The organism is Aneurinibacillus sp. REN35 (assembly GCF_041379945.2).
Classification (GTDB): Bacteria; Bacillota; Bacilli; order Aneurinibacillales; family Aneurinibacillaceae; genus Aneurinibacillus.
The window spans coordinates 307,200-334,139 of the sequence record NZ_JBFTXJ020000002.1; the positions used below are offsets into that span (position 1 = coordinate 307,200).

The 26,940-nt window shown below is 46.7% G+C and carries 32 protein-coding genes; 24 read left to right on the top strand and 8 right to left on the bottom strand.

Going from position 1 to position 26,940, the window contains the following annotated elements:
- The 5 genes from AB3351_RS04765 to AB3351_RS04785 all read left to right on the top strand — a co-directional run bounded on the left by AB3351_RS04765 (position 1) and on the right by AB3351_RS04785 (position 5,703).
- The gene (locus AB3351_RS04765) at positions 1 to 243 is read left to right on the top strand and encodes an acetyl-CoA carboxylase (protein ID WP_371145980.1); all 243 of its coding nucleotides are present in this window, start codon (positions 1 to 3) and stop codon (positions 241 to 243) included.
- 58 nt (positions 244 to 301) lie between these two features.
- Positions 302 to 1,642 (top strand): acetyl-CoA carboxylase biotin carboxylase subunit, encoded by a 1,341-nt coding sequence (locus AB3351_RS04770; protein WP_371145981.1) that lies wholly within the window; start codon positions 302 to 304, stop codon positions 1,640 to 1,642.
- Positions 1,643 to 1,763: 121 nt separating this feature from the next.
- Positions 1,764 to 3,815, top strand: a complete 2,052-nt coding sequence (locus AB3351_RS04775) for a sigma 54-interacting transcriptional regulator (protein WP_371145982.1) — start codon at positions 1,764 to 1,766, stop codon at positions 3,813 to 3,815.
- A gap of 22 nt (positions 3,816 to 3,837) precedes the next feature.
- A complete protein-coding gene (locus AB3351_RS04780) occupies positions 3,838 to 4,722 on the top strand; it encodes a 5-oxoprolinase subunit B family protein (RefSeq protein ID WP_371145983.1) in 885 nt (294 codons plus the stop codon).
- Entirely contained in the window at positions 4,723 to 5,703 is a 981-nt protein-coding gene (locus tag AB3351_RS04785; RefSeq protein ID WP_371145984.1) for a 5-oxoprolinase subunit C family protein, read from the top strand. It abuts the gene before it with no gap.
- Between the two features lie 59 nt (positions 5,704 to 5,762).
- Here the strand turns inward: AB3351_RS04785 and AB3351_RS04790 are convergent, their stop codons facing one another.
- Complete coding sequence (locus tag AB3351_RS04790) at positions 5,763 to 6,140, bottom strand: DUF4363 family protein (protein ID WP_371145985.1); 378 nt, start codon at positions 6,138 to 6,140, stop codon at positions 5,763 to 5,765.
- A gap of 90 nt (positions 6,141 to 6,230) precedes the next feature.
- On the opposite strand from AB3351_RS04790, the gene AB3351_RS04795 reads away from it, so the two are divergent.
- A complete protein-coding gene (locus tag AB3351_RS04795; protein WP_371145986.1) occupies positions 6,231 to 7,094 on the top strand; it encodes a DUF421 domain-containing protein in 864 nt (287 codons plus the stop codon).
- Between the two features lie 45 nt (positions 7,095 to 7,139).
- On the opposite strand, the gene coaA is transcribed toward AB3351_RS04795, so the two are convergent.
- The gene (coaA, locus tag AB3351_RS04800; RefSeq protein WP_371145987.1) at positions 7,140 to 8,102 is read right to left on the bottom strand and encodes a type I pantothenate kinase; all 963 of its coding nucleotides are present in this window, start codon (positions 8,100 to 8,102) and stop codon (positions 7,140 to 7,142) included.
- A gap of 339 nt (positions 8,103 to 8,441) precedes the next feature.
- Between coaA and AB3351_RS04805 the strand changes: the two genes are divergently transcribed.
- A complete protein-coding gene (locus AB3351_RS04805; protein ID WP_371145988.1) occupies positions 8,442 to 9,344 on the top strand; it encodes a putative RNA methyltransferase in 903 nt (300 codons plus the stop codon).
- 45 nt (positions 9,345 to 9,389) lie between these two features.
- Here the strand turns inward: AB3351_RS04805 and AB3351_RS04810 are convergent, their stop codons facing one another.
- Genes AB3351_RS04810 through AB3351_RS04820 form a run of 3 tightly spaced genes read right to left on the bottom strand, consistent with a single transcriptional unit; the run spans position 9,390 to position 12,156 of the window.
- Complete coding sequence (locus AB3351_RS04810) at positions 9,390 to 10,406, bottom strand: NADP-dependent oxidoreductase (RefSeq protein ID WP_371145989.1); 1,017 nt, start codon at positions 10,404 to 10,406, stop codon at positions 9,390 to 9,392.
- A complete protein-coding gene (locus AB3351_RS04815) occupies positions 10,375 to 10,908 on the bottom strand; it encodes an RrF2 family transcriptional regulator (protein ID WP_371145990.1) in 534 nt (177 codons plus the stop codon). Before AB3351_RS04815 ends, AB3351_RS04810 begins: the two co-directional genes overlap by 32 nt.
- A 42-nt stretch (positions 10,909 to 10,950) precedes the next feature.
- On the bottom strand, positions 10,951 to 12,156 hold the full coding sequence (locus AB3351_RS04820; RefSeq protein WP_371145991.1) for an O-antigen ligase family protein: 1,206 nt from the start codon (positions 12,154 to 12,156) through the stop codon (positions 10,951 to 10,953).
- Between the two features lie 160 nt (positions 12,157 to 12,316).
- On the opposite strand from AB3351_RS04820, the gene AB3351_RS04825 reads away from it, so the two are divergent.
- Positions 12,317 to 13,456 carry an MGDG synthase family glycosyltransferase gene (locus AB3351_RS04825; RefSeq protein WP_371145992.1) on the top strand — a complete coding sequence of 380 codons (1,140 nt, stop codon included), beginning with the start codon at positions 12,317 to 12,319 and terminating at the stop codon, positions 13,454 to 13,456.
- Between the two features lie 60 nt (positions 13,457 to 13,516).
- Here AB3351_RS04825 and AB3351_RS04830 read toward each other — a convergent pair whose 3' ends face one another.
- Complete coding sequence (locus tag AB3351_RS04830; RefSeq protein ID WP_371145993.1) at positions 13,517 to 14,494, bottom strand: substrate-binding domain-containing protein; 978 nt, start codon at positions 14,492 to 14,494, stop codon at positions 13,517 to 13,519.
- 171 nt (positions 14,495 to 14,665) lie between these two features.
- Between AB3351_RS04830 and modA the strand changes: the two genes are divergently transcribed.
- The 9 genes from modA (at position 14,666) to AB3351_RS04875 (ending at position 20,590) form a co-directional block, all read left to right on the top strand.
- Entirely contained in the window at positions 14,666 to 15,466 is an 801-nt protein-coding gene (gene modA, locus AB3351_RS04835; RefSeq protein WP_371145994.1) for a molybdate ABC transporter substrate-binding protein, read from the top strand.
- A 19-nt stretch (positions 15,467 to 15,485) separates the two neighbouring features.
- Positions 15,486 to 16,175 (top strand): molybdate ABC transporter permease subunit, encoded by a 690-nt coding sequence (gene modB, locus AB3351_RS04840; RefSeq protein WP_371145995.1) that lies wholly within the window; start codon positions 15,486 to 15,488, stop codon positions 16,173 to 16,175.
- A 17-nt stretch (positions 16,176 to 16,192) separates the two neighbouring features.
- Complete coding sequence (locus tag AB3351_RS04845) at positions 16,193 to 16,831, top strand: ATP-binding cassette domain-containing protein (protein WP_371145996.1); 639 nt, start codon at positions 16,193 to 16,195, stop codon at positions 16,829 to 16,831.
- A gap of 80 nt (positions 16,832 to 16,911) precedes the next feature.
- Positions 16,912 to 17,346 carry a small multi-drug export protein gene (locus AB3351_RS04850; RefSeq protein WP_371145997.1) on the top strand — a complete coding sequence of 145 codons (435 nt, stop codon included), beginning with the start codon at positions 16,912 to 16,914 and terminating at the stop codon, positions 17,344 to 17,346.
- A gap of 244 nt (positions 17,347 to 17,590) precedes the next feature.
- On the top strand, positions 17,591 to 18,280 hold the full coding sequence (locus tag AB3351_RS04855) for a class I SAM-dependent methyltransferase (protein ID WP_371145998.1): 690 nt from the start codon (positions 17,591 to 17,593) through the stop codon (positions 18,278 to 18,280).
- A gap of 67 nt (positions 18,281 to 18,347) precedes the next feature.
- Positions 18,348 to 18,779: an alpha/beta fold hydrolase gene (locus AB3351_RS04860; protein WP_371145999.1), complete on the top strand. Its 432-nt coding sequence runs from the start codon at positions 18,348 to 18,350 to the stop codon at positions 18,777 to 18,779.
- A 183-nt stretch (positions 18,780 to 18,962) separates the two neighbouring features.
- Positions 18,963 to 19,301, top strand: coding sequence for a YnfA family protein (locus AB3351_RS04865; RefSeq protein ID WP_371146000.1), 339 nt, complete (start codon positions 18,963 to 18,965; stop codon positions 19,299 to 19,301).
- Between the two features lie 101 nt (positions 19,302 to 19,402).
- Positions 19,403 to 20,179 (top strand): IucA/IucC family C-terminal-domain containing protein, encoded by a 777-nt coding sequence (locus tag AB3351_RS04870; protein WP_371146001.1) that lies wholly within the window; start codon positions 19,403 to 19,405, stop codon positions 20,177 to 20,179.
- A 210-nt stretch (positions 20,180 to 20,389) separates the two neighbouring features.
- On the top strand, positions 20,390 to 20,590 hold the full coding sequence (locus AB3351_RS04875; RefSeq protein WP_371146002.1) for a cold-shock protein: 201 nt from the start codon (positions 20,390 to 20,392) through the stop codon (positions 20,588 to 20,590).
- Positions 20,591 to 20,682: 92 nt separating this feature from the next.
- On the opposite strand, the gene AB3351_RS04880 is transcribed toward AB3351_RS04875, so the two are convergent.
- Positions 20,683 to 21,009 (bottom strand): hypothetical protein, encoded by a 327-nt coding sequence (locus tag AB3351_RS04880; RefSeq protein ID WP_371146003.1) that lies wholly within the window; start codon positions 21,007 to 21,009, stop codon positions 20,683 to 20,685.
- A gap of 264 nt (positions 21,010 to 21,273) precedes the next feature.
- Between AB3351_RS04880 and AB3351_RS04885 the strand changes: the two genes are divergently transcribed.
- The 7 genes from AB3351_RS04885 to AB3351_RS04915 all read left to right on the top strand — a co-directional run bounded on the left by AB3351_RS04885 (position 21,274) and on the right by AB3351_RS04915 (position 26,111).
- The gene (locus tag AB3351_RS04885) at positions 21,274 to 21,750 is read left to right on the top strand and encodes a hypothetical protein (protein WP_371146004.1); all 477 of its coding nucleotides are present in this window, start codon (positions 21,274 to 21,276) and stop codon (positions 21,748 to 21,750) included.
- Positions 21,751 to 21,853: 103 nt separating this feature from the next.
- Complete coding sequence (locus AB3351_RS04890; protein ID WP_371146005.1) at positions 21,854 to 22,348, top strand: hypothetical protein; 495 nt, start codon at positions 21,854 to 21,856, stop codon at positions 22,346 to 22,348.
- Positions 22,326 to 23,084: a 6-carboxyhexanoate--CoA ligase gene (locus tag AB3351_RS04895; RefSeq protein WP_371146006.1), complete on the top strand. Its 759-nt coding sequence runs from the start codon at positions 22,326 to 22,328 to the stop codon at positions 23,082 to 23,084. Before AB3351_RS04890 ends, AB3351_RS04895 begins: the two co-directional genes overlap by 23 nt.
- Positions 23,085 to 23,096: 12 nt before the next feature.
- Positions 23,097 to 24,299, top strand: a complete 1,203-nt coding sequence (gene bioF, locus AB3351_RS04900; RefSeq protein WP_371146007.1) for an 8-amino-7-oxononanoate synthase — start codon at positions 23,097 to 23,099, stop codon at positions 24,297 to 24,299.
- A gap of 59 nt (positions 24,300 to 24,358) precedes the next feature.
- Positions 24,359 to 24,808 (top strand): SACOL1771 family peroxiredoxin, encoded by a 450-nt coding sequence (locus tag AB3351_RS04905; protein ID WP_371146008.1) that lies wholly within the window; start codon positions 24,359 to 24,361, stop codon positions 24,806 to 24,808.
- Positions 24,809 to 24,968: 160 nt separating this feature from the next.
- Positions 24,969 to 25,625: a potassium channel family protein gene (locus AB3351_RS04910; protein WP_371146009.1), complete on the top strand. Its 657-nt coding sequence runs from the start codon at positions 24,969 to 24,971 to the stop codon at positions 25,623 to 25,625.
- Positions 25,626 to 25,709: 84 nt separating this feature from the next.
- Positions 25,710 to 26,111: a FixH family protein gene (locus tag AB3351_RS04915; RefSeq protein ID WP_371146010.1), complete on the top strand. Its 402-nt coding sequence runs from the start codon at positions 25,710 to 25,712 to the stop codon at positions 26,109 to 26,111.
- Between the two features lie 251 nt (positions 26,112 to 26,362).
- Here the strand turns inward: AB3351_RS04915 and AB3351_RS04920 are convergent, their stop codons facing one another.
- On the bottom strand, positions 26,363 to 26,902 hold the full coding sequence (locus AB3351_RS04920) for a pyrimidine dimer DNA glycosylase/endonuclease V (RefSeq protein ID WP_371146011.1): 540 nt from the start codon (positions 26,900 to 26,902) through the stop codon (positions 26,363 to 26,365).
- Between the last annotated feature and the right edge of the window lie 38 nt (positions 26,903 to 26,940).

Sequence of the window (26,940 nt, forward strand, 5' to 3'; positions counted from 1 at the left end):
ATGACAGACAATCAATCTATTATATCCCCCGTTCCAGGCGTGTTTTATCGTAAGCCTTCACCGGAAAAGGACGTATTCTTTAATGAAGGCGATGCGGTAAAAGCCGGCGATGTTATCGGTTTAATTGAAGTCATGAAGAACTTCTATGAGATCAAGGCGGAAGCCGATGGCGTAATCGAGCGTTTTCTTGTAGAGAATGAAGATATTGTAGACGCGGGACAGGAACTGGCTGTCCTTAAGTAAAAATCTGCGGGGATTCAAGGTTTCTTGAATCCCTGCATCATCTGGAGGTAGAGCGAACATGACATACTTCAATAAAATCCTTATCGCCAACAGAGGAGAGATTGCCCGCCGCGTCATTCGGACATGCAAGCGCTTAGGTATTCAGACGGTCGCTGTCTACTCTGAAGCGGATGTAGACGCGCCTTTTGTAGAAGAGGCGAGTGAAGCGGTTTGTATCGGACCGGCACAGGCGAAGAAGAGCTATCTAGACATCGAAAAGGTCATTCAAGTAGCCAAAGAAACCGGAGCGGATGCCGTTCATCCGGGTTATGGCTTCCTTTCTGAAAATCCGGCCTTTGTCCGCCGCTGTGAAGAAGAGGGTATCGTCTTTATCGGACCGAATGCGCGGACGATTGAATTGATGGGCAGCAAGATCGAAGCGCGCCGTCAAATGAAGCAGGCTGGAGTTCCAATTGTGCCAGGCTTCGATGGAAAGATTGAATCGGCTGAAGAAGCATTGGTTATCGCAGAAGAGTTAGGTTATCCGCTTATGCTGAAAGCAAGCGCGGGAGGCGGCGGTATTGGCATGCAGGTCGTCCATACCCCGGATGAACTGCAGAAAGCGTTTGATTCCACCATGCAGCGGGCATCCTCGTATTTTGGAGACGGTACGCTATTTTTGGAGAGATGGCTTGCCAACCCGCATCATATTGAGGTGCAGGTCATCTGCGATACGCATGGAAATGCGGTTCATTTGTTCGAGCGGGAATGTTCGGTGCAGCGAAGAAACCAGAAGGTTGTAGAAGAGAGCCCATCCCCGTTTCTTGATGAAGCGACACGTGCTCAACTGTTAGAAGTCGCGCTGCGCGGCGCCCAGCAAATTGGTTATTCCAATGTGGGGACGATGGAATTTATTTTTGATGAGAACAAGACGTTCTATTTCTTGGAGATGAATACTCGCCTGCAGGTAGAGCATCCGGTAACAGAAGAGATTACCGGGCTTGATCTGGTAGAATGGCAGATTCGCATCGCAGCCAAAGAAGCGCTTTCCTTTACACAAGAAGATGTTCGTAAGTCGGGCCATGCGATTGAATGCCGACTGTACGCAGAAGATCCTGAGACGTTCTTCCCGTCGCCGGGAACGCTGACGCGCCTTACCCTTCCGGAAGAGGATGTGCGCCTTGATTTCGCGGTTGTGGAAGGCAGTACGGTGACGCCGTTCTATGATCCAATGATCGGCAAAATCATTGTTCACGGTCGCGATCGTAATGAAGCGATACAGAAGATGGAGCGTGTGCTAAAGAGCAGCAAGGTAGAAGGTGTGAAGACGAATGCGTCGCTTTTGCTGAGAATTATGCAGGATAAAGACTTCCAGGGAGGTATTTATACGACCCGCTTCTTAGAAAAGCTCTTAGTATAATTTGTTTCAACTATTTTTACGGGCTGTTGCTATTCAACGGCCCGTTTATCTATGAGCATAGCCGTAGTGTTTGCTATACTTAATGAGAGAAGCCCCGTTTGTTGACAGGAGGGTATACCGCATGATTACATGGGAACAAATTCTGCGGCCGATTACGGTCATTGTTGACCGGGACGCCGCCGTGCATGAGGTGCTAAGCAGCATGCATGACCATAGCTCGGACATCGCGTTTGTCGCAGAGGAACGAAGCATCATTGGATATGTTCATATAGATGGGATACTCGCACAACTGCGGCATGCTCCGGACCTTACACAGAAGGTTCACTATCACAAAGACATTTTGAAAGTTCCTCATATGCATCCTGTGGAATACTATCACAATATTTCTGTAGTGCTTGGAATGAATCCGGACGGAGAGGTTGCCGGTTATAGCCTCGTTTCACAGGCGAGCCACCGTCTTAACGAGTTGCAGCTTACGCATATGAATCAAATGCTAAACGGGGCAGGTGTAGGCATTGTTCGGACAAACACAGCCTTTGAGATTGAATTCATTAATGAGGTGGCAGAGAACATACTGGGGCTCTCCCGCTCTTTTCTTATGTCCCGCAACTATAAGACATTATTGACGATGGAGAAGGAACTGGATCTGGTGCTTCAAGGCGAGACGTTGGTGAGTGTAAACAGCTCCATTAATTTTAAGCAGATTAGCGGCAATTTCTCTCCGTTGCGCATTGATGGAAAAGTTACTGGACTGGTTCATATTTTCTTCCGACGCGAGACGTTTGAAGAAGCGGTGCAGGAGCTTGAGTTCGTGCGTAATTTATATTCGGACTTACAGGCGGTGTATACGTCTTCGCATGAGCAGATTCTTGTAGTGAATGCAAGCGGTGAGATTATGAGGGTGGCCGGAACGTTTCTTGGAGAGTTCTGGGGGAAGAAGACGCCGAATGAAGTCATTGGAAGAAATGTGTACGACTTTGAAGAAAAAGGTGTGTTCAAGCCCAATATCGTAGATTTGTGCATAAAAAAGAAGAAAAAACTAACAGTGATTCAAGATGCGGGTCACGGGCGAAAAGTGTGGTCGGTAGCCACACCCGTCTATCATGAGGATAAGCTTGAAAAAATCGTGGTGCTCTCGCGCGATATTACCGGAACGGGCAGGCCGCGCAGCGGGGCTGCACAGGCAGAAAAAGAGCCGGGTACGCAGCAGACCCAAGTATTAGAAGATAGTGATAAGCCGCTTATTTACCGCTCCCGTGTAATGGAAGAACTCGTTGAAGAAATCAAACGGATTGCTCAGGTGGATTCCACCGTGCTTTTGAGCGGAGAATCAGGTGTGGGTAAAGAAGTCATCGCCCGTGCTCTGCATGCGGCGAGTCGGCGCAAAGACCGATCTCTTGTGCGCATTAATTGTGGCGCGATTCCGGAGAATCTAATTGAGAGCGAGTTGTTTGGCTATGAACGAGGGGCCTTTACCGGAGCTGATCAGAAGGGCAAGCCGGGCTTATTTGAGATGGCGCATCAGGGTTCTATATTCCTTGATGAGATAGGTGAGCTCTCGCTAACCATGCAGGTAAAGCTGCTTCGGGTATTGCAGGAGAAAGAAGTGCTGCGCGTAGGCGGTGTAGCCCCAATTCCCGTAGACGTCCGGGTTATCACAGCCACCAACAAGAATTTAAAAGATATGATGGAAATGGGTACATTCCGTGAAGATCTGTATTACCGTTTGAATGTCATTCCGATTCGGATTCCGCCGCTTCGGGAGCGGATGGAGGATATATTTTCGCTGTCCATTTATTTTCTTCAGCAATTCAATCGCACCTATCAGATGGACAAGGGATTCTCTCCCGAAGCGCTTGAAGTGCTGGAGAATTATGATTGGCCTGGTAATGTGCGTGAACTGCAAAATATTGTGGAGCGTCTTATCGTTACGAGCCAGGGGGATCTTATTTCGCGTGATGATGTGCTGCGTGTTTTCTACGGTGAAGCAGGCCGCAGGCGCAAGCGACCGATGGTGTTCGAGTTGATGCCGCTAAAGGAAGCTGTGGCCGAGCTTGAAAGCCAGTTAATTGAGCTTGGGATGAAAAAGTATGGCACGGCAATCAAGGTGTCGGAAGTGCTTGGGGTCAGCCCCGCTACCATCAGCAGACGAATGAACAAGCTGATGAAGTAAAGAAGAGTAAGGGGGGAGAGCTTTGTTTACGCTGCCAGAAACGCGGTTTGATTTTGGAGGAGATGAATACATTTACGCAGAAATTTCCCGAGATATGAGCGCAGAGAGCAACTTCAAGGCGCTGGCGATCGTGAATGAAGTGAGAAGGCGCAACATTCCTGGTATCGTTGATATTGTTCCATCTAATGCATCCTATCTGGTTCGGTATAATCCAGACATTCTTGCTGCTAGGGATCTGCTTGATTACTTGAAGGAAATCGATATTACAAAGAGCAATCCGGCTGAGCTGAATCTCTCGGTGCGGATGGTGGAGATTCCGATCTGGTATGATGATCCAATCAGCCGAGAGTACTCAGAGCGATTTCGGAATCGCCATCAAGCGCCGAATATGTCTAATTTTGAATTCGCCATGAAAGCAAGCGGATTTAAAGACAAGGAGGCATTTATCGATGCCCATTCTCGCATGCCGCACCTTATTACAATGGTGGGTTTTTTGCCGGGCAGTGCATGGGAATTTCCGCTTGGACTTACGCCTGAAGAGATCATTCAGACGCCAAAATATATTAGTCCGAGAACCCATACGCCCAGGCAGGGTGTAGGGATTGGCGGCGCGTTTACGGTGATCTATCCTGTTAATGGTCCGGGAAGCTATCAATTAATCGGCATGTCGGCTGTGCCTATTTATGATCCGGATAAGCGGCTGGTTGACTTAGAAGATACCCATTTTTTAGCGCGTCCAGGCGATTTATGGAAGCATCGTCCGATTGATGAGCAGGAGTATAATCGAATTGTCCAGCAGGTAGAGGAGGGTGTATATCGTTACCATATGAAAAAAATCGAATTCTCGCCGCAGGAATATGTGGTTAAAGGAAAAGAATACATCCGTGAGCTGATGGAGGGATTCTAGGTGCTGAAAATCATCGAACCCGGTCTGTGGACAACGGTACAGGATATGGGTCGTCAAGGCTATTATCACTTAGGCATGCCGCCCTCGGGTGCTGCGGATAAGTATTCGTTTATGGTAGGCAATCTGCTGTTGAACAATCCGGTAGAGTATGCCGGTCTTGAGATTACACTGCGCGGGCCTAACATGCAGTTTCTGAAAAAAACATTGATTGCGCTTACAGGTGCGCCTGTAGAAGCGACTCTCAACGGGCAGCCGGTTCCGATGTGGGAAGTCGTGATGGTAGAGGAGGGCGATATTCTTTCGTTTACCTTCTGCCATCGTGGCGTGAAGAGTTATGTATGCGTCTCAGGAGGTATTCAAGTTCCCGAGGTGCTGGGCAGCCGATCTACTATGGAGTTAAGCAAGCTTGGCGGATTTCATGGGAGGAAGCTGGCCGCAGGTGATGAGGTAGCGATCGGCGAACCCCTGCCCGGAGCATTTAAGCAGGTGGGCAAGCGTGTAGCGGATGAATATCTTCCTAGCTACGAGGGGGCTGTTGATCTGCGGGTGGTCATGGGGATCTCGGGTCACCGTATAAGTGATGCAGGTATCAAAGCCTTTCTTGATACGGAGTGGACGGTATCAACCGAGTCCAATCGGGTAGCATACCGCTATACGGGAGCCAGGGTTTCATTTAATGAATATACGCCAGCCTTCGGTGCAGGCAATCGGCTATCGAATGTGGTGGATTTTGCATATCCGATCGGAGCACTTATGGTTCCAAATGAAGAAGAGGTAATTGTGCTGCTTAACGATGCCACATCTGGGGGCGGGTTTGTCACCATTGGCACGGTGATCAGCCCGGACCTTGATCTGGTTGCAAGGTCGCGCCCGAATTCAAAATGCCGTTTCTCCGCCATTACCATCGATCAGGCGATGGACGCGCGCCTTGAGCATAGGAAGAAATTAAATGCTCTTGTTGATAAGTTAAAGGAACAATAGCAAAGGCATATACGAAACAAGCAGGAACCGTCCGTACGGGATGGATTCCTGCTTTTCTGCTACATAGAGTACATTTGCACCAGCAGCTCCTTGATTGCTGCAATTGTAATATGTGTTTCTACCTGCCCTTGTACTTTAATTGCTGCCTGTAATTTGGCAATCTCCTGATTCAGCCCTTCGTATTCTGCTTCATCTCCAAGCAGTTGGAATTTCCATTTTTGTTTTTGGTACATATTCATGAGCGCTTCCGCTTCTACCGAGGCCTTGTTCCATTGTTTTTCACCTACTAGCTTTTCGATCTGGTCAGCCTTTTGAAACATGGGCTTCTGCTCGATGTTGCGCGCCGCTTGAGCGGAAGGCATGCTGCCCACGAAGATAAGTGTAAGAGCGATGAACCCGCATACCCACGCTCTTCCCGCTGTTATTACCGCATTCACACATATTCCTCCTGTTCATTTGTTATGCTTGTCGGTTTATTTTTTCCGAAAAACCATAATACTAACAGCGAATCGAAAAGGAGGGTGCATATGCCGGAATATGTATTGATACTGATTCGTTCCTTGCTCTCTTTTCTTCTTCTTTTGCTGCTTGCGCGGTTGATGGGGAAGAAGCAGTTATCACAGCTTACTTTTTTTGATTATGTTGTAGGTATTACAATCGGGTCGATTGCCGCATCCATGTCGGTTGATCAGAACGTCATGATTATAAATGGGATTATTGGCCTGATCATTTGGGGGGTGGTTCCGATTCTGCTCGGTGCCGCTCAGTTGAAATCCTATAAACTGCGCCACATTATAGATGGCAGCCCCACGGTAGTAATTCGTAGTGGAAAGATTTTAGAACAGAATATGAAGAAGGAGCGGATGACCGCAGATGAATTGATGCTGAGCCTGAGGGAGAAGGGGGTCTTTAAAGTGGCGGATGTTGAACTGGCTGTGATGGAGACCAACGGTGCGCTTAGTGTCATGAGAAAAACAGAAGCAGATCCTGTGACCCCTAAGCTTTTGGGGATGCTTACCGATCAGGAGAAGGAGCCTCGGGTGGTAGTGATCGACGGCCAGGTAATGGACAATGCGCTCGCATCCCTTGGATATTCACGACAGTGGCTGCTCGGTGAAATCGAGAAGCAGGGGGGTACACAATTTGAGCAGGTATTTCTTGCACAGGTTGATGGCAGCGGTCAAGTCTATATTGACTTTTATTATGATAAAATCAACCAGCCGCAGATGAAGCAGAAGCCGTTGGTAGGGGCCACGATCAAGAAGGTACAGGCCGATCTAGAATTATTCGCTCTACAGACGGAAGATCCGGAAGCAAAAGCAATATATACGAAGCAGGCACAAAATCTACAGACAGTAATGGGATCGCTTGCTCCGTATTTAAAAGGGTAAATAGATAAGCCCGAGAGCGAACCATCGCTATTCGGGCTTTTTGGGTTATATTTTTCGAAGCTTGATCGTTTGTACGAAATGGTCAGCGCCCTTTTCCAAAATAAGCGCGGCTCTGTATTTGGTTGGGAGGATATTTTCCTGCAAGTTCGCCGCATTAATATCCCGCCAGATGTTTCGTGCAAACTGCAGCGCCTCCTCCTTCGATAGAGAGGCGTAGCGGTGAAAGTAGGAGGCAGGGTTCTGAAAGGCTGTCTCCCGTAAAATCTCGAACCGCTGAAGATACCAGGTAAGAAGATCAGCTTCGGCGGCATCGACATAGATGGAGATGTCAAGAAAATCGGAGACGAATACATTCGGTCCGGTCATCTCGTCTGTTTGTTTGCCTGTCTGTAAAATATTAATGCCTTCTACAATCAGAATATCCGGCTGCTCAATTGTCTGATGAGTATCCGGTAGAATATCGTATGCCAGGTGGGAGTATACGGGTGCTTGCACTTCGGACTCCCCTGATTTGACCGCATGCAAAAATGCAAGCAGTCCTCGTAAGTCATAGCTCTCCGGAAATCCTTTGCGATGCAGCAGCCCTTTGCTCTCTAATACGTGATTGGGAAAAAGAAATCCATCTGTCGTAATCAATTCAACTTTTGGATGATCATCCCAGCGCGAGAGCAGCGCCTGAATAATGCGTGATGTGGTGCTCTTCCCTACCGCTACACTGCCGGCGATGCCGATGATGTAAGGAACTTTTCGTTCGCGTTTGTTCAAGAATACATTTGTCATCTGGTGCAGCTTCTGTGAAGCGGTTGCATATAAATTCAGCAGGCGGCAGAGCGGTAGATAAATTTCATTTACTTCCTGTATGGAAAGCCGCTCATTAATTCCCTGCAAGTTTTTAATCTCTTCGCCTGTTAATGGAAGAGGTACAGCATTGCGCAAGTGCGCCCATTCCTCCCGGGTAAATGTTATGTATGGCGAGATGGGAGAGAGTGGTGGAAATTTCATACCCATAAAGGGCCTCCTTCATGATTTCTGTTTGTACACCAGTACTATTTCGTCATCCTTTTGCCAAAAACCTGCACACCTACGGCAATCAGTGTCCTGTCGGCCTGATTGAGTGTACTTGCCATTATGCGTGAGCATAGAATAAAATACAAGTAGGGCTTGCGATTTTATCCGCCCCTACAAAGGAGATGTGCATAATGATCATCCAATTCATTCGTTATCGTCGATAAACAGAGGGATAGATGAAGTGTATCCGATCCATATTTTTTAAAAGATATGGGGGCGGGTTTATTTATCTATGCCTTTTTCGTTTATCTACTCATACGAATGAAAGAGGTGTCTTTTTTGTCTGCACTCAATAAGAAAACAAAAAGCATTGTATATGTAAATAAATCGGTCGCGATATTCCACTGTCCTCTCTGTGCATCATCTATGCAGATTGTGGACAATGCGAGTTTGCGCTGCGCCCATCACCATACATTTGATTTTGCGAAGCAGGGCTATATTAATTTGCTGACGCATCCTCTGAAAACGAAGTATGATAAAAAGCTTTTTGCGTCGCGAAGGAAACTGATTGTCGAAAGCGGATTGTTTGCACCGCTCACGCAAACGATTGCAGAATTGATTATAAATAACAAGAATCAAGGTCAGGTCATTACCCATATGCTCGATGCGGGCTGTGGGGAAGGGTCACATCTAACGACCATTTGCGATCAGGTGTGTTCGCATTTAAAACGGCCGATTGTCGGAGTGGGCATTGATATTGCCAAGGAAGGGATTGCTATAGCAGCACAGAATTACGCCAATAAGATTTGGTGTGTCGCAGATCTAGCGCATGCTCCGTTTAAGGAAAAGCAGTTCGATGTGCTTCTTACCATTCTATCCCCGTCCAATTATGCGGAATGTCAAAGGCTGTTGCGAGATGATGGTATGATCGTTAAGGTTGTGCCGCAAAGCGGGTACTTAACGGAACTGAGGAACGCATTTTTTGCTGAACCGAAGAAGCAGTCGTATTCAAATACGGCTACGGTTGAACGGTTCTATGATAATTTTGAAGTGCTAGAGACCCGCCGCCTATACTATGGTGTGACGCTTGATAATGTAATGATTGCATCCTTGCTTGATATGACGCCATTAACATGGACCGCCCCTGAAGAGAAAATACAAGCATTTCTAGAAAAAGATACGGCTCAGATAACCATTGATGTAGATATTTTAATCGCAAGGAAGATAAGTGATATCGTATAAAGGCAAGAGGCAGTCTGTTACTCAGACTGCCTCTTGTTCGTTATGTTACTTGGAAGGCTCTGCAACCTTTACAATTTGTTTGCCAAGGTTTTCGCCTTTAAATAGGCCAAGGAAAGCATCGATAGTGTTTTCGAATCCCTCTACAACATTCTCCTTGTATTTGATTTTGCCTTCTTGTACCCATTGGGCAAGCTCTGTTGCTCCTTCTTTAAAGTGTTTCGCATAATCAGAGACGATAAAGCCCTTCATCAGAGAACTAGTAATAACCAACGGAGATTGAGCGCGTGGACCGACATCCGGCGTCTCTAGATTGTACAGTGCGATTTGACCGCATACAGGGATACGTGCTCCATGATTTAAGAGGGTGAGCACAGCATCGGAGATTTCGCCGCCTACATTGTCAAAATATACATCAACCCCGTTCGGGCAAGCCTCTTCAAGCGCTTTTCTCATATTGGTTTCTGTCTTGTAGTTGATTGCCGCGTCAAAGCCGAGCTCCTCTGTAAGATAGCGGTTCTTCTCATCAGTTCCAGCAATGCCGACAACGCGCGCGCCTTTGATTTTGGCGATCTGTCCGACGACCATACCAACAGCGCCGGCTGCTCCTGAGATGACAACCGTCTCGCCTTGTTTTGGCTGCCCGATATGCAGCAGGCCGAAATAAGCAGTCAGACCCGGCATACCCAGTACGCCAAGATGGGTGCTGATTGGCGCTATGTCTGGATCAATCTTTCGTACTTCTGCTGCATCAGCCGCATTATAGCGCTGCCAGCCGAGATTACCGATCACAAGATCTCCCTGTGCAAAATCATCGGCTTTTGATTCGACGATCTCTCCTACGATCCCACCGGTAATTACTTCATTTACAGGATAAGGCGGTACATAGGACTTACGGTCGCTCATGCGGCCGCGCATGTAAGGATCAACCGAGAGATATAGTGTGCGGACAAGCACCTGTCCAACTCCAAGCTGTGGAATCGGTGCATCAGTAAATGTAAAATTATCTTTTGTCGGCATGCCCGAAGGTCTGCTAGCAAGAAGGATTTTTTGATTTTGTTCCATTGGTATTGCCTCCTTCATTCATGATATCGTTCATCCATTTTGTAAGATTGGCGAGCTTTTGTTTTGGATAGGTTTCTTCTACTCGTTTTTGCAGCATCGAGAGCGTTTCATTCTTCAGCACATCCGCCCAGGCCTCCTCTGCCTGCTGCATCAGTACGGCAAGCGCACAATCGTCTTCCTCTCCGCACTCTGCACCGTCTGCGAAAAGATGGGAGAACACCCCGTGTTCCCGATAGAGCGTCGCCTGTCCTTCTACTGCAACGTAAATCTCATAGATCGTAATGGCTTCAGGGCGTTTGCCTAAAGAAAAACCGCCTCGGATACCAGGAGTGGAATGAACCAATCCGGCCTGTACAAGTTTTCGCATCACCTTTTTGAGGTAGGAGGAAGAGACCCCAAGGCGTTCGCTGATCAATTCGGCTGACAGCGCACCGCGTCTAGGCAGTCTGTCAAGTATCAGCATCGCATAGACGGCCTGCTCCATTCCTGTTTTCATCCTCATTGTTATTCACCGCCATATCATTATGGATAACGTGGATAATTATTATCCCTGATTAATGTAACGCAAAGAAAGAAAAGATGTCAAGGTGCGATCCCAGCTTCCGATAAGTATAACCGCAAGCAGCGCTGTTTGCGGGGAGGAGAGCGGATGGTCAAGGATACCTGTTAGAGGAATAATCGGCAGCACAAAAAAGAACAATGCGATGTGTTTTACCGGCCAGCCTGTGGAGATGAATATTCGCAGCGCTCTATATATGTACCACATCATGGCAAAGAGAAACGATGTCCCTCCGATTACACCGTAATCACAAAAAAGAGCGAGAAGGAGATTGTGGGCATGAGCGATACCGCTTGTGTCAAAAGCCGCATATGCATCCGCAAATCCCAATGGAGTGACGCCAAAGAGCGGCTGTCCGCTCCACACATCGAGACTGTGCTTCCAGATGATCTGTCTTGTTTCAAACGACTGCATTACACTGTCAAAACGCGGAATGATACGTATGAATGTGCCGGTATATACAAGAGATATGATAGAAATTAACACAAGCCATACGCTTAATGTGCGGCTGATTTTCCATAAGAACAGCACGCACAAGCAGACCATAACGGCAACCCCTGTGCGGGAGCCTGTCTGATTGATAGCAAGTGCGATGGGGATGAGGAGGGTACTGCGTAATAGTAGAGTAGGCCATGAGCGTCTGCCTATCAAAAATTGCAGTAGATGGGCAAGCAGGCAGGCGAAGCTTAACAGCAGCAGAAAGGCAGCAAAGTTGGGGTTATAGGCACTGCCGAATAGGCGCCCTGGTTCCTCAAGTCCAAGCGGCATAAGGCCTGTTAGCATGCCGAACCACCAATTGCCTCCATACACATAGCCCATATGAAGCTGCATCTGTCCAACTCCTGCGATATACAGGCCGCCTACGGTACAGAGAAAGCCGAGGCGCTGCGGATTCCACGTTAGTGAAGCTTCTTTTATGTATACATATAACCCAAGATAGGCGAGAGAGACGGCCGAGATCAGCAAATAACTTACCTTTCCTGCATGAAGGCATGCACCAAGCGAAGCGAGAAACATTGTAAAAAAGAAAAAGGGGAGAGGCGCATCGTGCAGCACGCATACTTGTCGGTGCCCAAGTTTACTTCCCAGATGGTAGAGTCCCACACCGAGCAACCACAGTATACCGAGCGGAGGAAGAAGGTAGAGAAATAATACAGCCCATTCTAGATGAGCGTACGGTCGTTGGTTCATAGGTAAGCATAGCTCCTCACAATATATATCTGTTATTTATTTTTGGTATTTTTCAAGTGAAATAAACATCATTCTGAAGAATTCACGTATAAAAGGATAAACAAGCGTCTACAAATAAATACAAGGAGAAGATACGCATTCATGGTACGGAGGAAAACCTTTGAATAAACATGTGCTAATCTTATCGGAAGCGGTAGGCGCCGGGCATACAAAAGCAGCAGAAGCCCTTCAGCAGGGATTTGATCTTCTTGCTCCCTTTGTAACTAGCCGGGTTCTTGAGCTAGGACGGGAGCTTCATCCAATTGCTGCGGGGCTTATCTGTCATGTGTATCTAGAGATGCTCACCCATTACCCGGGTATATGGCGCAAAATGTATAACTATGGACAGGCACGCCCGATGGCTGTATGGGAGCAGGCATGCATTCATCGCATGATGCATCGTACAGTAAAAAATATTGTCGTATCTACCCGTCCGGATCTTATTGTTTGTACACATCCATTCAGCAGCTCTTCTGTGGCCCGTCTAAAGCGTGCGGGCATTTCGCTTCGCCTCTGTACGATGATTACGGACTTTTATGGGCATGGAGCTTGGGTACAGCCTGAGGTGGACCGCTATATCGTTCCGAGTGAGGAGGTAAGCAGGCAACTGATAGCAATGGGGGTGCCAGATCAGAGAATCCGCATTGCTGGGCTTCCGCTTACAGCGAACTTTCGGATCAAGTACAACAAGAAAGAAATACGGTACAAGCTTGGGCTTAGAGAGATGCCGACCGTTCTTGTAATGGGGGGTGGGCTAGGATTAGGCGGAGTAGGAGATATTGCCCGCATGCTTGCAAAATGGCAAGACTCGCTGCAAATCGTCCTGTGTACAGGGCATAATGATTCTCTTAGACGTACGCTGCAAGCCGCCTTTACTCACCCGCACATTCATGTGCTTGGCTTTGTTGACGCGATTAGTCAATGGATGGATGCGGCTGATTGGTTGATTACGAAAGCGGGCGGCATGACATGTGCCGAGGCGCTGGCGAAGAAGCTGCCGCTTTTTATCTATCAGCCGCTGCCAGGGCATGAAGAAAACAATTGCGCATTTCTAACCCGACATAAGCTGGCTGTCCGTATGGATACGGAGCAGGAGGTGGATATGTGGGTAAATAGACTGCTTCATTGTCCGCGGGAGCTATCTTCTTTGGTCTGTAATATGGAACGGTTCAGACAAGCTGCGGACCCGCTGGCGACGGTAAAGTCTGTTTTAGATTTTCTCATGGAAGAAGACGAAATACGAAAAGAAAGGCGGCTTTGAAGGCATATGTGTGAGTGCCTTTGCAGCCGCCTTTTCACATTTGTACGAAAGGATCATGATTTATGGGGTTTCATAAAGGATGGTGCCTGTTAGAGATAAATCATACCCGCCGACCGCAGTTAACTCGTCTTGGAAGGAAGGAGAGTGCAGGATGTCAAGCAGCAGGTGCCGCAGCGGTTCATTTTCCGGTGACTTCAGCAGGATCAGGTCGTATTGTTCTTCGATAAGAGGTATGAAGTCCACATGAATAATGGAGGCGGTTTTCTCGCTTCCAAGTCCGACGTCCGCCTCGCCGCGGGCGATGGCTCCGGCGACTCCTAAGTGATTGGCTTCTTCATGTGTATATCCTATAACCTCGCTTCGATGTATGCCGTGCAGACGCAGCTTTTCATCGAGCAGAACTCGAGAGCCCGCCCCCTTTTCGCGGTTGACGAAACGGATGCCTGGACGGGCGATGTCATGCCAGCTTGCAATGCGTTTGGGATTTCCTTTTTGTACATAGAAACCGGCCTGCCGTCGTAGAAGATGGATTACAAGGTAGGGCTGTCCTACCAAAATTCGTCGAATATAGGGAAGATTATACTCCTCCGTATCCCCATCCCAGAGATGCGTGCTCACAATGTCTGCACGGCCGTGATACATGGAGAGCAGGCCATTCAAGCTGCCGTCCGAGGAACGGAGGGTGCGATAAGCAGTGGAAGCGCGTTCCATATGCCGCGCTAGAATATCAAGGCTGATATCTTGACCGCATATGACAAGGGAGCGCACACCGCTAGAGGGCGGGGTCGTTCCTTTATCTTCTCCCCGATAAAGGGGGGAGAGAGGCTGTTCTATTTGTGTGGCTAAAGGTGCGGGTGCTAGACGCCCCCCTCGCTTTGCGCTGGCCTTATAGGCTTCCAAGTCATCAGCATCGATACGCATCTGCCGACCGACACGATAGGCGGGCAGGTCTCCTTTTTTAATTAAGTCGTATACGGTTAGCTTGGAAACTTTCAGTAGGGCAGCTATTTCCTCTGTCGTATAAGAAATATCACTCATCGTTCTCCCCCATTTTTAGTATGTATCCTACTATATTTTATCATAAATAAGAAAAAACACATGATATTTACATTTTCTCTTTATAATTAGATATATTTAATTATAATTAGTTATATGTACATAGGTTACAGTTACTGGCGTTATAGACTTGTAATGGTAATGGGGGAGATCATGATGTATAAGAGATTTGTATGGCTATTTATTGTAATGGTCAGTATGCTCGGCTTGGCCGGCTGCGGAAGCGGCAAAGAGAGCCAGGGGAATACGAACGCCTCTTCCGGTGAGAAGACAGAGATTATGGTTATGGCAGCGGCCAGTTTGACGGATGCATTACAGGAATTAAAGACATCATTTGAGAGTGAGCACCCTACTACGACTGTCACCTATAGTTTTGGCGGCTCGGGCAAGCTGGCCCAGCAGATTGAACAGGGGGCTCCGGCGGATGTTTTCTTGTCGGCAAGCAAAAAAGATATGGACAAGCTGCAGGAAAAAAGCTTGATTGCAGCCGATACGCGCGGCGACTTTACAAAAAACGAGTTGGTGCTGGTGGCGCCAAAGAATACGTCGCTTCAGGTAACATCATTTGAGAACATGAAACCAGAACAACTACAGCGTCTGGCGGTGGGCGAACCGGAGAGTGTCCCTGCCGGTCGATACACAAAAGAAACAATGGAGAAGCTCGGTACATGGACACAGTATAAGGATAAGCTTGTATTGGGTAAGGATGTGCGTCAGGTACTCACCTATGTTGAGTCAGGCAACGCCGACGCAGGTGTGGTCTATGCAAGTGATGCGAAGACATCTCAAAAAGTAGTGATACTAGCACAGGCGAAGCCGGAGTGGCACAAGCCCATCACCTATCCTGGTGCTGTTGTTGCCGGCTCAAAGCATGTACAAGAAGCGGAGGAGTTTCTGACATATGTAAAAGGTGAGAAGGGTCAAGCCATTTTTAAAAAGTACGGATTTCAATAATGAGTCAGGTGGATAAGACATGACAGACACGAGTCTACACCCGCTGTTTTTATCACTAAAAGTAGCTGGCATTGCAACCGTGATCGTATTCATTACAGGCGTATGGCTGGCATTTTGGCTTTCGCGGCGCACATTTACAGGCAAAAGCGTCCTTGAATCATTTTTTTTATTGCCGATGGTACTCCCACCTACAGTTGTTGGGTTTGGCCTTTTGCTTTTATTCGGTAAAAACGGCTGGATCGGCAGCTGGCTATCAGGCTGGTTCAGCATCCAGATCGTTTTTACGTGGATCGGCGCGGTCATCGCATCGGTTGTCGTCTCGTTTCCGCTGATGTATCAGGCGGCCGCAGCCGCGTTTCAGACATTGGACGAGAAGCTGGCACAGGCTGCTCGTACGATGGGAGCTTCGGAATGGCGGATTTTCTGGACCGTATCGTTCCCGTTGGCATGGCCCGGTATTCTCGCCGGGCTTGTGCTTTCATTTGCCCGAGCGCTTGGCGAATTCGGAGCCACGCTTATGATTGCCGGGTACATTCCAGGCAAGACGGATACCCTGCCAATTGCCATTTACTTTGCCGCAGAGGCGGGACAGATGGAGCAGGCTGCTCTATGGGTAATCATTATTGTTGCGCTCGGATTCAGTGCCATGCTGTGGCTGAATTGGTGGGGACGAAAAAACATGCGCCGTTTTGCCGAACGGGAGAAATAAACGAAGGACGGAGATATATGCTGTATGTAAACATGCAAAAGCATCTGCCGTATTTTGAACTTGATGTGGAATTTGAGGTGGGTGCGGAGATTGTTGTTTTGTTCGGTCCGTCAGGTGCAGGAAAAACGACCATTTTAAACAGCATAGCCGGGCTTACCGAGCCGGATACAGGAATAATCAGGCTCGGTAGTACAGTGTTTTTTGAGACCGGAAAGAAGCCGCTTGCTACGCAAAAGCGCAGGCTTGGCTACTTGTTTCAAGACTATGCGCTGTTTCCTCATATGACCGTGGAGAAGAACATTCGATATGGTATGAAGGGGAGAGAAACGGAGGAATCAGATCGTTTTCTTGCGCAATTGCTTGGCCTGCTTGGTATCGAGCATCTTCTTCCTAAGTATCCGCATCAAATCTCTGGCGGTGAAAAGCAGCGTGTAGCGCTGGCCCGCGCATTAGCTGGCAGACCTGATATACTGCTTTTGGATGAACCGCTTTCTGCGCTTGATGCGGGAACAAGGTTGAAATGTCAGGACGAATTGCTTTCAATCCACCGCTTGTGGCGCATTCCTGTGCTGCTTGTCACACATGATGAAAAAGAGGCACAAAAGCTAGGGGATAGGATTTTAATTATGGAACAGGGGGAGATCAGTAAAAGGTAAGTCTACCATTTATTGTGAAACATTACTTTAATCCTTTCGTATACATGAGAGACACCATATAGAACGTGAGGGATTATAAAATGGAATTATGGATGAAAATTGCTTCGGTCATTGGCGCAAGTATTATCGAACTATGGGCTGCGATTCCAGTCGGTTTCGCGCTGCGCCTTCACCCGACCATCATCGCCATCGCAAGTGCGGTCGGGTCAATTCTTGCCGCAGCGATTGTTATTTTCCTGGGTAAGTCACTGCGTAATTGGCTTACGAAGCGGATGAAGAAAAAAAACGGCAGGCAGGGGCGTATGGCGCGTATCTGGGAGAAGTATGGAGTGATTGGTCTCGGGCTCGCTTCCCCTTTGCTAACAGGAGCCCCGCTTGGCGCGGCAATTGGCATCTCTGCCGGAGCCCATCCTGTAAAGCTATTCATTTGGATGACAATTGGAATTATCATATGGAGCATAATTCTGACGGCGGCCGTGGCACTTGGCCTGCTCAGCCTCACTTCATTCAGTTAGTTTGCTAGACACAGAAGAAGACGATGTGACATAAAATGAATCCGCTCTGTGCTTGGATTTGTCTTGTGCCGCGTTGTCTTTTTTTTCTGTGAAAATCATACGAAAAGCTGGAAAACGCAGCGTCTCTTTATAGGATAAAATTATTAAAGAGATAAATAATATATATTAGAATAATATCCTATCCTCAATTATGATGATAAAAAGAGAAGAAAAAGAAGTAACGATATATACTGGGGGGATTCATATGGAAAACAATCGAAACGATGTTATGGAAAAATTTAATGGAATTGCACATGCTTATAATAATCAAAGAAGAAAACTCATTCCTTGTTTTGACGACTTTTATACCATTCCTGTTTCTATTGCAGAGTCAAAAAATGATTCTCCAAATATATTGGATATAGGTGCCGGGACAGGATTGCTCTCTGCATTTATGTTAGAAAAGTATCCTAAGGCAAACCTGACGCTGATTGACCTCTCGGAAAAAATGCTAGAGATTGCTAAGCTGCGGTTTGAAGATCATCCCAATGTAAAATATATTGTTGACGATTATACAACGTATGCGTTTGAGGATACGTTTGATATTGTGATGTCATCTCTCTCCATTCATCATATAACAGATGAGGAAAAGCAAAACGTATATCACAAGAGTTTCTCAATCATTAAAAATGATGGTGTGTTTATTAATGCTGATCAGGTTCTTGGCAGCACGCCATATATTGAATCTCTTTATACAAATGATTGGAAGAAAAAGATCGAAACGAGCGGATTAACTAAACAAGAAATTTTGTCTGCTTATGAAAGGACTGCATTGGATAAGATGTCCACACTAGAAGATCAGGTTCGTTGGCTTAAGGAAGCTGGCTTCTCGGATGTGGATTGTATTTACAAATATTTTAATTTCGTCGTATTATTTGGAAGAAAAATAAAATAGATCATGGAGCGAACGATTTCATAGAGTGGCTATATCGGATATTTAAAAGCGGAAGGTGCTCGTTATCGTGAAAAAAACATACGGTGAATATACAATTATTACACTTTCAAGAGCAGGGTATGGAAAAACATCGAAGGAAATAGGAGCGACCCTTTCAACGGCTTGCGACTACTACGCAAAGCTATTACAGCATTTACATATTGAAAGAGCTCACATACTAGCGGTATCAGCTGATGGACCAACAGGGATTATCTTTGCAAAAAAAATTCCGCACCTTACGCGTACACTTACTTTGCAATCTGCAGTCACTAAAGAATGTCTCACTCCAAAGGATCGAACATACAGAGCCGCATCGATTTTATTCAATGCTAGAGCTGAAAAATATACGTGGGGTATGGTTTCAGCGCTGAGTAATTATTTTCCTCGCTTCATTTTCAAACAAATGTTTCCATCTTTTAGCACGTTAAAATACAAAGATGCGAAAGAAAAAAATCAATAGCAATGACATTTTATTATTTGTTCAAATGAATAATCGCCAATGTTCAGGTCATGGGTTTTTAATCGATTTATCACAAACAAAGGAATTGACCGTTAAAGATTTACAAGATCATAACTCTTTATAGTTTTATTTAGAAAGGTTGCGGTTAGGCCGGTTGGTTGCTACAATGCCAACAGAGAAAGGATGTGGCAAAGCGTGACACAGGCAATTGTGTTATTTATACTGGCCGGACTGGCTGAAATCGGCGGCGGGTACCTTGTTTGGTTATGGCTGCGCGAAGGCGCATCATATTGGTATGGAATCATCGGTAGCATCATTCTTGTGCTGTATGGGGTCATTCCTACATTACAGTCGTTTCCAAGCTTTGGGCGTGTCTATGCCGCGTATGGCGGTGTCTTTATTATTCTGGCCGTATTGTGGGGATGGGGCATAGACAAAAAAACACCGGATATGTATGACTGGATTGGCAGCGTGATCTGTATTATCGGTGTGTCCATTATGCTATGGGCTCCGCGTTCATAAAAGTAAATATGCAGAATGGGTTGCACGATCTCGCACGTTCCCTTACAATTGATAGTAATTATCATTATTGATGATAGGTTCGCTTGAAGGGAGGGTGCCGGATGAATCAAATTGCCATGTCTGATCAATTGGCGCAAACATTTCGAGTACATATCCATAATGTAAATGCGTATGACTTTTCAATCCAGGGGAAGGAATTAACAGATGTGTCCGGGATCGGACATGTGATAGAGAAGGTTCAGAAGCATCTGGGAAATCCAAAGCTGCATGCAGCCGGTTCGTTATTTGTTAAGCGCTATTTTTGTACAGTTCCGCTTGCGGCTCTTTATGCATGGACTCGCTTGAATCGCGGCTATGACTGGTCACCTGTTAATCTTTCATTCCATTTTGATGAAGAGGGAAAGTGGCATACACAGCTGCTGAACAAAGAAGAAGACCAGCCGCCTTGTGAGCAGAAAAAGCAGTGGCGAGAAGCACAAACTCATAATCTGCTGCTAGAGACGGTCGGCCCTGTTTTTCGTGCGGTGGCGGCACATACGGGTGTGTCGATTAGTACACTGTGGGCGCATTTATCTTTTGTTGTGTACCATTATTATGAATTGTGGCAGAAGGAAGCGGCATCGGAGGCAGAGCGAAAGCGCCTTGCTGATGATTTTCGTTTTCTTACGCAGGAGCTTCCCGCTGAATGGTTTGACGGCGTATCGTATAATCCGTTTGTGGAAGGCTATACGTATTTTCCGCATCCGCAAGAAGAAGGACGCACGATTCGACTGCGTACGAAGTGCTGCTTTAATTATTGTCTGCCGGAAGGTAGGTACTGCTATACTTGCCCGGGCTTAACAAAGGAGCAGCGCATCAAGCGAATTATGGGAACATAAAGATCGATTTCCTTTATTTTTCATTTTTTGTTGCAATTAAAAAGCCCATGTGCTATTATGAATGCATAAGGTGATTGAGGCAAGAACATATAATTCGCATGTTATCATGGATTATATTTTCGGCAATACAGTCCATGATAATATGCGAATTTTTTATTTTCGATGAGGAAATAAAATCGCGTATTAGAGTAATTTTTTGGAGGTCTTTACATGACTACAGGTACAGTAAAATGGTTTAATGCAGAAAAAGGCTTTGGCTTCATTCAAGTTGAGGGTGGAGACGATGTATTCGTACACTTCAGCGCAATCTCTGGCGATGGTTTCAAGACATTAGAAGAAGGCCAACGCGTACAATTCGACATCACAGAAGGTAACCGCGGACCGCAAGCGGCAAACGTAGTAAAACTGTAAGCTGCTTAACGAACGTATGCTTGTATAAAAAAGAGCCACCGGCACATGCCGGTGGTTTTTATGTGCTCAAAAACAATGTCCCCCATACTCACCTATACTTCTTCTTTCTCTATAGTGGATTTGGGGTTCTGCCGCAGCATTTCTTTCTGAAAGTAAATTGTATTCTCCAAGGGGAGAAGGCGGGCAACGTATGTTTTTTTCTCGGTATGGGGAAGCTGAACTTCTGTGCCGGGTTGAACATGGTAGAAATAATTAGAAGAGTAAGAAGTAAGCCCTCTGCTTAAAGTGGTCTCAGCGCGGTGTGCGGTATAAATGATCGTAATTGTCGTTTCATTTACAAAGCCCCCAAACGTCCAACTTGCTTGCCATTCCCCAACAGGTTCTTCAAGCAATACCTTGCCTGGAGTAATAGGTACCATGTTTTGCCCCCTTTCTATAGACCTGCAAAGAGATAATCATGCTGTAGAAATATGTATGCAGGCAGCGTCTTTTTTTTCCTATAAAAATAGATGTATCGCAGCAAAGGAGATTAGAGAAAAGCCTATAGAATTAAAATACTACGCAAAAATACAATAATTATATTATGTAAACATAAATCGTGAAGTCCTATTCCATCCTGCCGATAGCAGGAAAACATAAGAAGACGTATACTGTAAAGAAATTAGGGAAATGCGAGGAGAATAATGAATCTATTCAAAAGAATGTTTAGGGAAAAGCCTTCTGTTTTTGATGAAGCAGAAGCGCTGGAGCAAGAGGCCAAGGACAGAAACCGTCTTAGCTATCAGCGAATTTATCGTGTGCTTGCGAACGCTTATAAGTATGGAATTGAAGGGATCTGCGCAGAAAAGGAAGATGGATTGTTCGCGGTGGAAGAATATCGTTATCAGGTAGGTGAACTTCACGTGTATCTACGATATGAACCATCACGTTATGCGGAGAATAAATCGATGATTCACGTGCGTATAACTGTAGGCGGGCTAGAAGAACCACTTGTCTGTGATGATACGATTGAGAAGCCGATGGTGCTGACTGCAAATGATTATGTGCAATGGAAAATTGACGGAGAGTGGAGTTCGCAACTGACGGATGGAATGCGCCGTTTGGGTGAAGCTACATACGAAGCATATCAGATTCAACAAAGGGACGTGTCTCAAAATTAATTTGAGACGCGTCCTTTTTATTGACCTTCTTTTTTGGTATGTGATTAAATAGAATATAAATGTTAACTTATTTTTTTATTTGGTTAACAATAGGAGGGATAAGGTGAGAGTAAAGACAGGAGACATTCCAATCATTGCTTTGCTAGCTGCACTGATAGCTGTAACCGGCTCATTTAAGATTCCACTCGGAATACCGGGCGCGGAATTTCAGCTTTCCGCACCGATTGCGGTTGCGATTGCTGCCGTTTTTGGCTTTCGACGCTATATTATTGCCGGAATTCTAGCGAGTTCTATTATGTTTTTGTTAGGGCTGCACACGTTATTTAATGTGGAAATTTCTATGATATTTCGTTTAGTGGCCGGAGGTATCGTCGCATGGTTTGGTACATCGATTCCTGTGCTGGCGTTGGCTGGACCTATTGGGTCGACTGCAGCGCGTTGGGTGTTGGGCATGACGCTTGGCATTTCGGTTTGGCCACTGTGGTTTGCAGCGCTGCCTGGTATGCTTTTTACCGCTCTTACAGTCTGGCCGCTAACAAAAATCTTGCGAAGAGCTAAGGAAGGGGCAAGTGGATATGTCAAGCGAACCACTATATAGCATGCGGATGCGTGCTGCACAGGGAGGATCTCATGAGGAAGGCGGCATCCATATTTCTGGAGGGGAACGTCTGAGCACTGAGGCGGAGATAGAGGCATTAGCCTGTGAGCTTCTTCATAAGGCGCTGCATCACAGCCGAGGTACGGCAGACTTTATTAACCTGATTATTGAACAGGTGAGGGATACAGATTGTGCGATGCTGCCTCCGCTTTCGGTGTCAACTTATGAGGCAGAAGATGATCATGCAGGTAGACAGCAGGCCTTCTCGCTGCTTAGACAAGCATCTGTATCCGCCCAGGCCATTGAGCGGGGATTGGCTATCCTTGGTGATGTACATAATTTGCGCGGCGCTGTATTGCTAGATCGTATAAGCGGCGAGCGGCTTGATGCACGAGGCATCAAAGGCGTGCGCGTGTCACGTATGGATTGGAATCGGGAGAGTCTGCGTATTTGGCGAAAAAAATACCCCGCCTTTTCTTCTGCACGTATTGCAGAAGCCATCGCACTAGCTACAAAAGTGGCCCATGCACAAGGAACGATCGCTGAGCTATGCTGGTCCGATGATCCTGAGTACGTTACAGGCTATGTCGCCAGTCCGACGCTAGGGTACTGCCGGATTACGCATATGAAAAAGAGCGGGGATTTTTCTGGTGGCCGTGTGTTTTTTGTTGAATCAGACCAATCGCTTGCAGCCTATATTGAATACTTGGAACAGACACCGGTCTGGATTGGATGAGGAGAGGGATATATGGATAGCTTTGAGTCTTCGCTTTGTGCCGCGCTTGTCCATTTAGAGGAAAAAGGATGGATGCGTCGTTTGCACAACGTAGAAGAGGTGAGCGGCATTCGTTTATTTGCTTCCAATGATTATCTTGGATTAACGCAGGATGAGCGAGTGAAGCAGGCGGCGATTGATGCGGTGAAAACATATGGAACGGGAAGCGGAGGCTCCCGTCTGACGACAGGCAACCTGGTGCTGCATGAACAGCTTGAGAAGCGTCTTGCGGCCTGGAAAGGCAAGGAGAGTGCTTTGGTATTTAGCAGCGGTTATCTTGCCAATGTCGGGATTATTTCCGCGCTAATGGGTGCAGGCGATACGATTTTTAGCGATGCATTAAACCATGCCAGCATCATTGACGGCTGCCGTATGAGCAGAGCGGATACAATCATTTATCGCCATGCGGATATCCGTGATTTAGAGGAGAAGCTAAAGCATGCCAAGCCTAACGGCAAAAAATTAATTGTTACAGACGGGGTGTTCAGCATGGACGGGAACATCGCTCCGCTTCCAGACATTGTGACCGTAGCAGAAGCCTACGGAGCATGGGTAATGGTTGATGATGCACATGCGACCGGAATCCTTGGTAGGAACGGAGCCGGTACGGCTGAATACTTCGGTGTAGAGGATCGGGTGCAGTTAGCGGTTGGCACGCTTAGCAAATCTATAGGTGCCGAAGGTGGATATGTTGCAGCATCGGCTGCTGTTATTGACTACTTACGTAATTATGCCCGCTCGTTTATTTTTCAAACGGCTCTCTCTCCTGGCGTAATCGGTGCCGCCCTTGCCGCCATTCATGTGATTCAGACCGAGCCTGCCCGGCGAGAGCTGCTTTTGTCTCAGTCGGACTACATGCGTAAAAGCTTACAGACGCTTGGCTTTACCCTTGTTGAAGGAACAACACCGATTCTGGCGGTACTCATTGGAGAAGCGGAGCAAGCGGTCGCCTTCTCCGCTCGATTGAAGGAAAAAGGCGTATTTGCCCCGGCGATTCGTCCGCCAACCGTACCTGAAGGTTCAAGCCGGATTCGGCTCACATTATCAGCCCTTCATACCCGTGAGGAAATAGATGGAGCCATCGCAGCTTGTGAAGAAGTTGGTCGGGCGATGGGGATGATTACACCTGAGTTTGAAGCAAAGCAGGAGTTCGTATTGTCTAAGGAGAAAGAATAAAGGGAGAACTTTTGGGAGTTTGTAAAATGAGAAATGGGAGAAGAGAGGGGACAGAATAGATGGCTGAGCACCACTTTCATTTAAAAGCTACATGGCAGGGAGGTCTGCAGGGAGAGGGGCAGATTTCTGTCGGGAATCTGCAATCGGAGGTATCCGTGCCGCTTGTCATGAATGGACCGGGCGTTGGAACCAATCCGGATGAGATGCTGGTCGGAGCGGCTGCAACGTGCTATTTGATCACGCTTGCCTCTGTATTAGAAAACCGCAAGCTTATGGTAAGCGAGTTGACCCTTGAATCAGAAGGAATCGTGATAATGGAAGGGCATAAGCCACGCTTTCATCGAATTATTCATCGTCCTGTGATTGTGCTCGCACACGAATCCTCTGAAGAACAGCTGCGTGATGTGGCTGTATTGGCCGAACGGGCTGAAAAAGCCTGCATGATCTCTAAAGCGATTCGCGGTAACGTAGAAGTAAGTGTGGAGGCAAATGTGGTAGTTCGTGTATAATACATATGTGAAGAGCTATAGGATGATATAGCAGGCGGCTTCTTTATATAAGGAAGCCGCCTGTTTTATTATGTATGCTAGTGAGTGGGGGAAAGGATAGACTTAAGTGAAATAGAAAATAATGTATACAATAAGAAAGTGAGTCAAAGGAGTTCGTGTAATGGAAAATAAATCATTTGCTGTAATCGGAATGGGCAGGTTCGGTTCTAGTCTGGCTGAGCAGCTGTATTCGATGGGATATGATGTAATGACGATTGATGAAAACGAGGAGCGCGTGCAGGATAGCTTAGCGATTTCAACTCATGCTGTACAGGCTGATTCTACGGATGAGCTGGCGATGAAGGAAGTGGGCATTCGCAACTTTGATGTTGTCGTTGTTGCAATTGGCATCGATATTCAAGCCAGCATTCTTACGACCCTGATTCTAAAAGAGATGGGGGTACGGCGCATCGTCGTAAAGGCACAGAATGAGCGACATGGGCAAGTATTATATAAAGTAGGAGCAGATCGGGTTGTATTCCCGGAGCGAGATATGGGGCTTCGTGTAGCCCATAATCTAATCTCGGCCAATGTTCTCGATTTTATCGAGCTGGCAGAAGACTATAGTGTAGCAGAAGTGGCAGCATCTCACAAAATGAATGGAAAGAGCTTGATTGAACTTGATGTACGCGCAAGCTTTGGGGTAAATGTTGTGGCGATTAAGAGCGGAGCGTCTTTTAATATTGCACCTGATCCTGGTGATCGGATCAGCGAAGGGGATATCCTCATTGTGATCGGTCACAACAAAGACTTAAAGCGGTTTGAAGAAGAAATCTAGCTTCCTTCTCTAAGAAAATAAAGGTAGGAGTATACAGGCAGATGCAATGCTGATAGAGTGAAAGGGAGAGAGGAAGGGGAAGAGATGAGGAATCGAAGAGGCTGGAGCGTCTTTTTCTTTATCTGTGCGCTTATTTTGAACAGCGCCTGCACGGGTCAAAGCGATCCGACCGCTGCATTTACGCGCCCGCTTGAAATCGAGCTTGCCATCGAACCGGAAACCATATATAAAGGCGAGAAGGCGTTAATTGAAGCGATTGTTATACAAGGAACGCAGCGAGTATCGGATGCAAGTGAAGCGGTATTTGAGATTAGTAAAAAAGGGGAAAACGATATAGAAACAATCGTTGCTACCGCAAAGGGAAACGGAAAATATGCGGTAGAAAAAATATTTGCTCAAGTCGGTACCTATACGGTTAAAGCGAAAGTAACGGCACAGGACTTAACCGCTGTAAAATCCCAGGTACTCACCATAAAAGAAGAATGACTACATCATTATTAGCGATGCTCATAAAATGGAAAAACTCTTGATATATGCCTGTAATGTTTTCTTGGTATGCTCTTTCTGTAAAAAAACTCCTGATAAGATTGTTTTCAGGAGTTTTTTTCATAGAGATTTATGTGCAGAAGGAGGGGGAAACGTGCGTAATAAGACCGAGGACATCGCTGAATTGTTTTCCTTATTCGGAAGCATCGTTGCAGGATATGTGAGCGTATGCGGTTTGATTTGGCTTGTGTTTATGTAGCGTGGTTATGAAACAATGGAAGCTTCTTGCCGGTTATCTGTGGCGGGAAGCTTTTTTGAGATGAGAAGGAAAGACTGGCCTTAGGCGGACGCTTGTCTGTCTCCCATTTCTCGTGTAGCAGCTTCTGGTAGAGCACAAAAACTTTATGCGTATCCGTCTCCCGTGTATCCCCGGATACAAAATAAGGCGGCATCTCCTCCCATATAAAACGCTCAGAGTGGGCGTTAATCAGCTCGCGCATGTGATTCATTTTTGCTGTGAATTCCGGGCTTCGCTTTTTGCCGCGCCGTATCCATTCGTGGTCACATGCGGCCATATACCTGCATAGATCAGGCAGATACGGAGTGCCGTTGTTCCAGATGTTTTGCGTAATGGGATGACGGAAGTAGCCTCCCTTGCCTTCTGCTAGCCCCATCTGAATTAAGATTGATTTGGTGACCTGTGCACACTCAAGCACTTGCTTGTTTAAACGCAGGTCACATAAATAACGGGCGGATGCAGCGTGGTCTTGATATGGACGGAATATTTGCATCGTAGTCTCCTCCTTGTCGACGTATGATTGTAGTATAA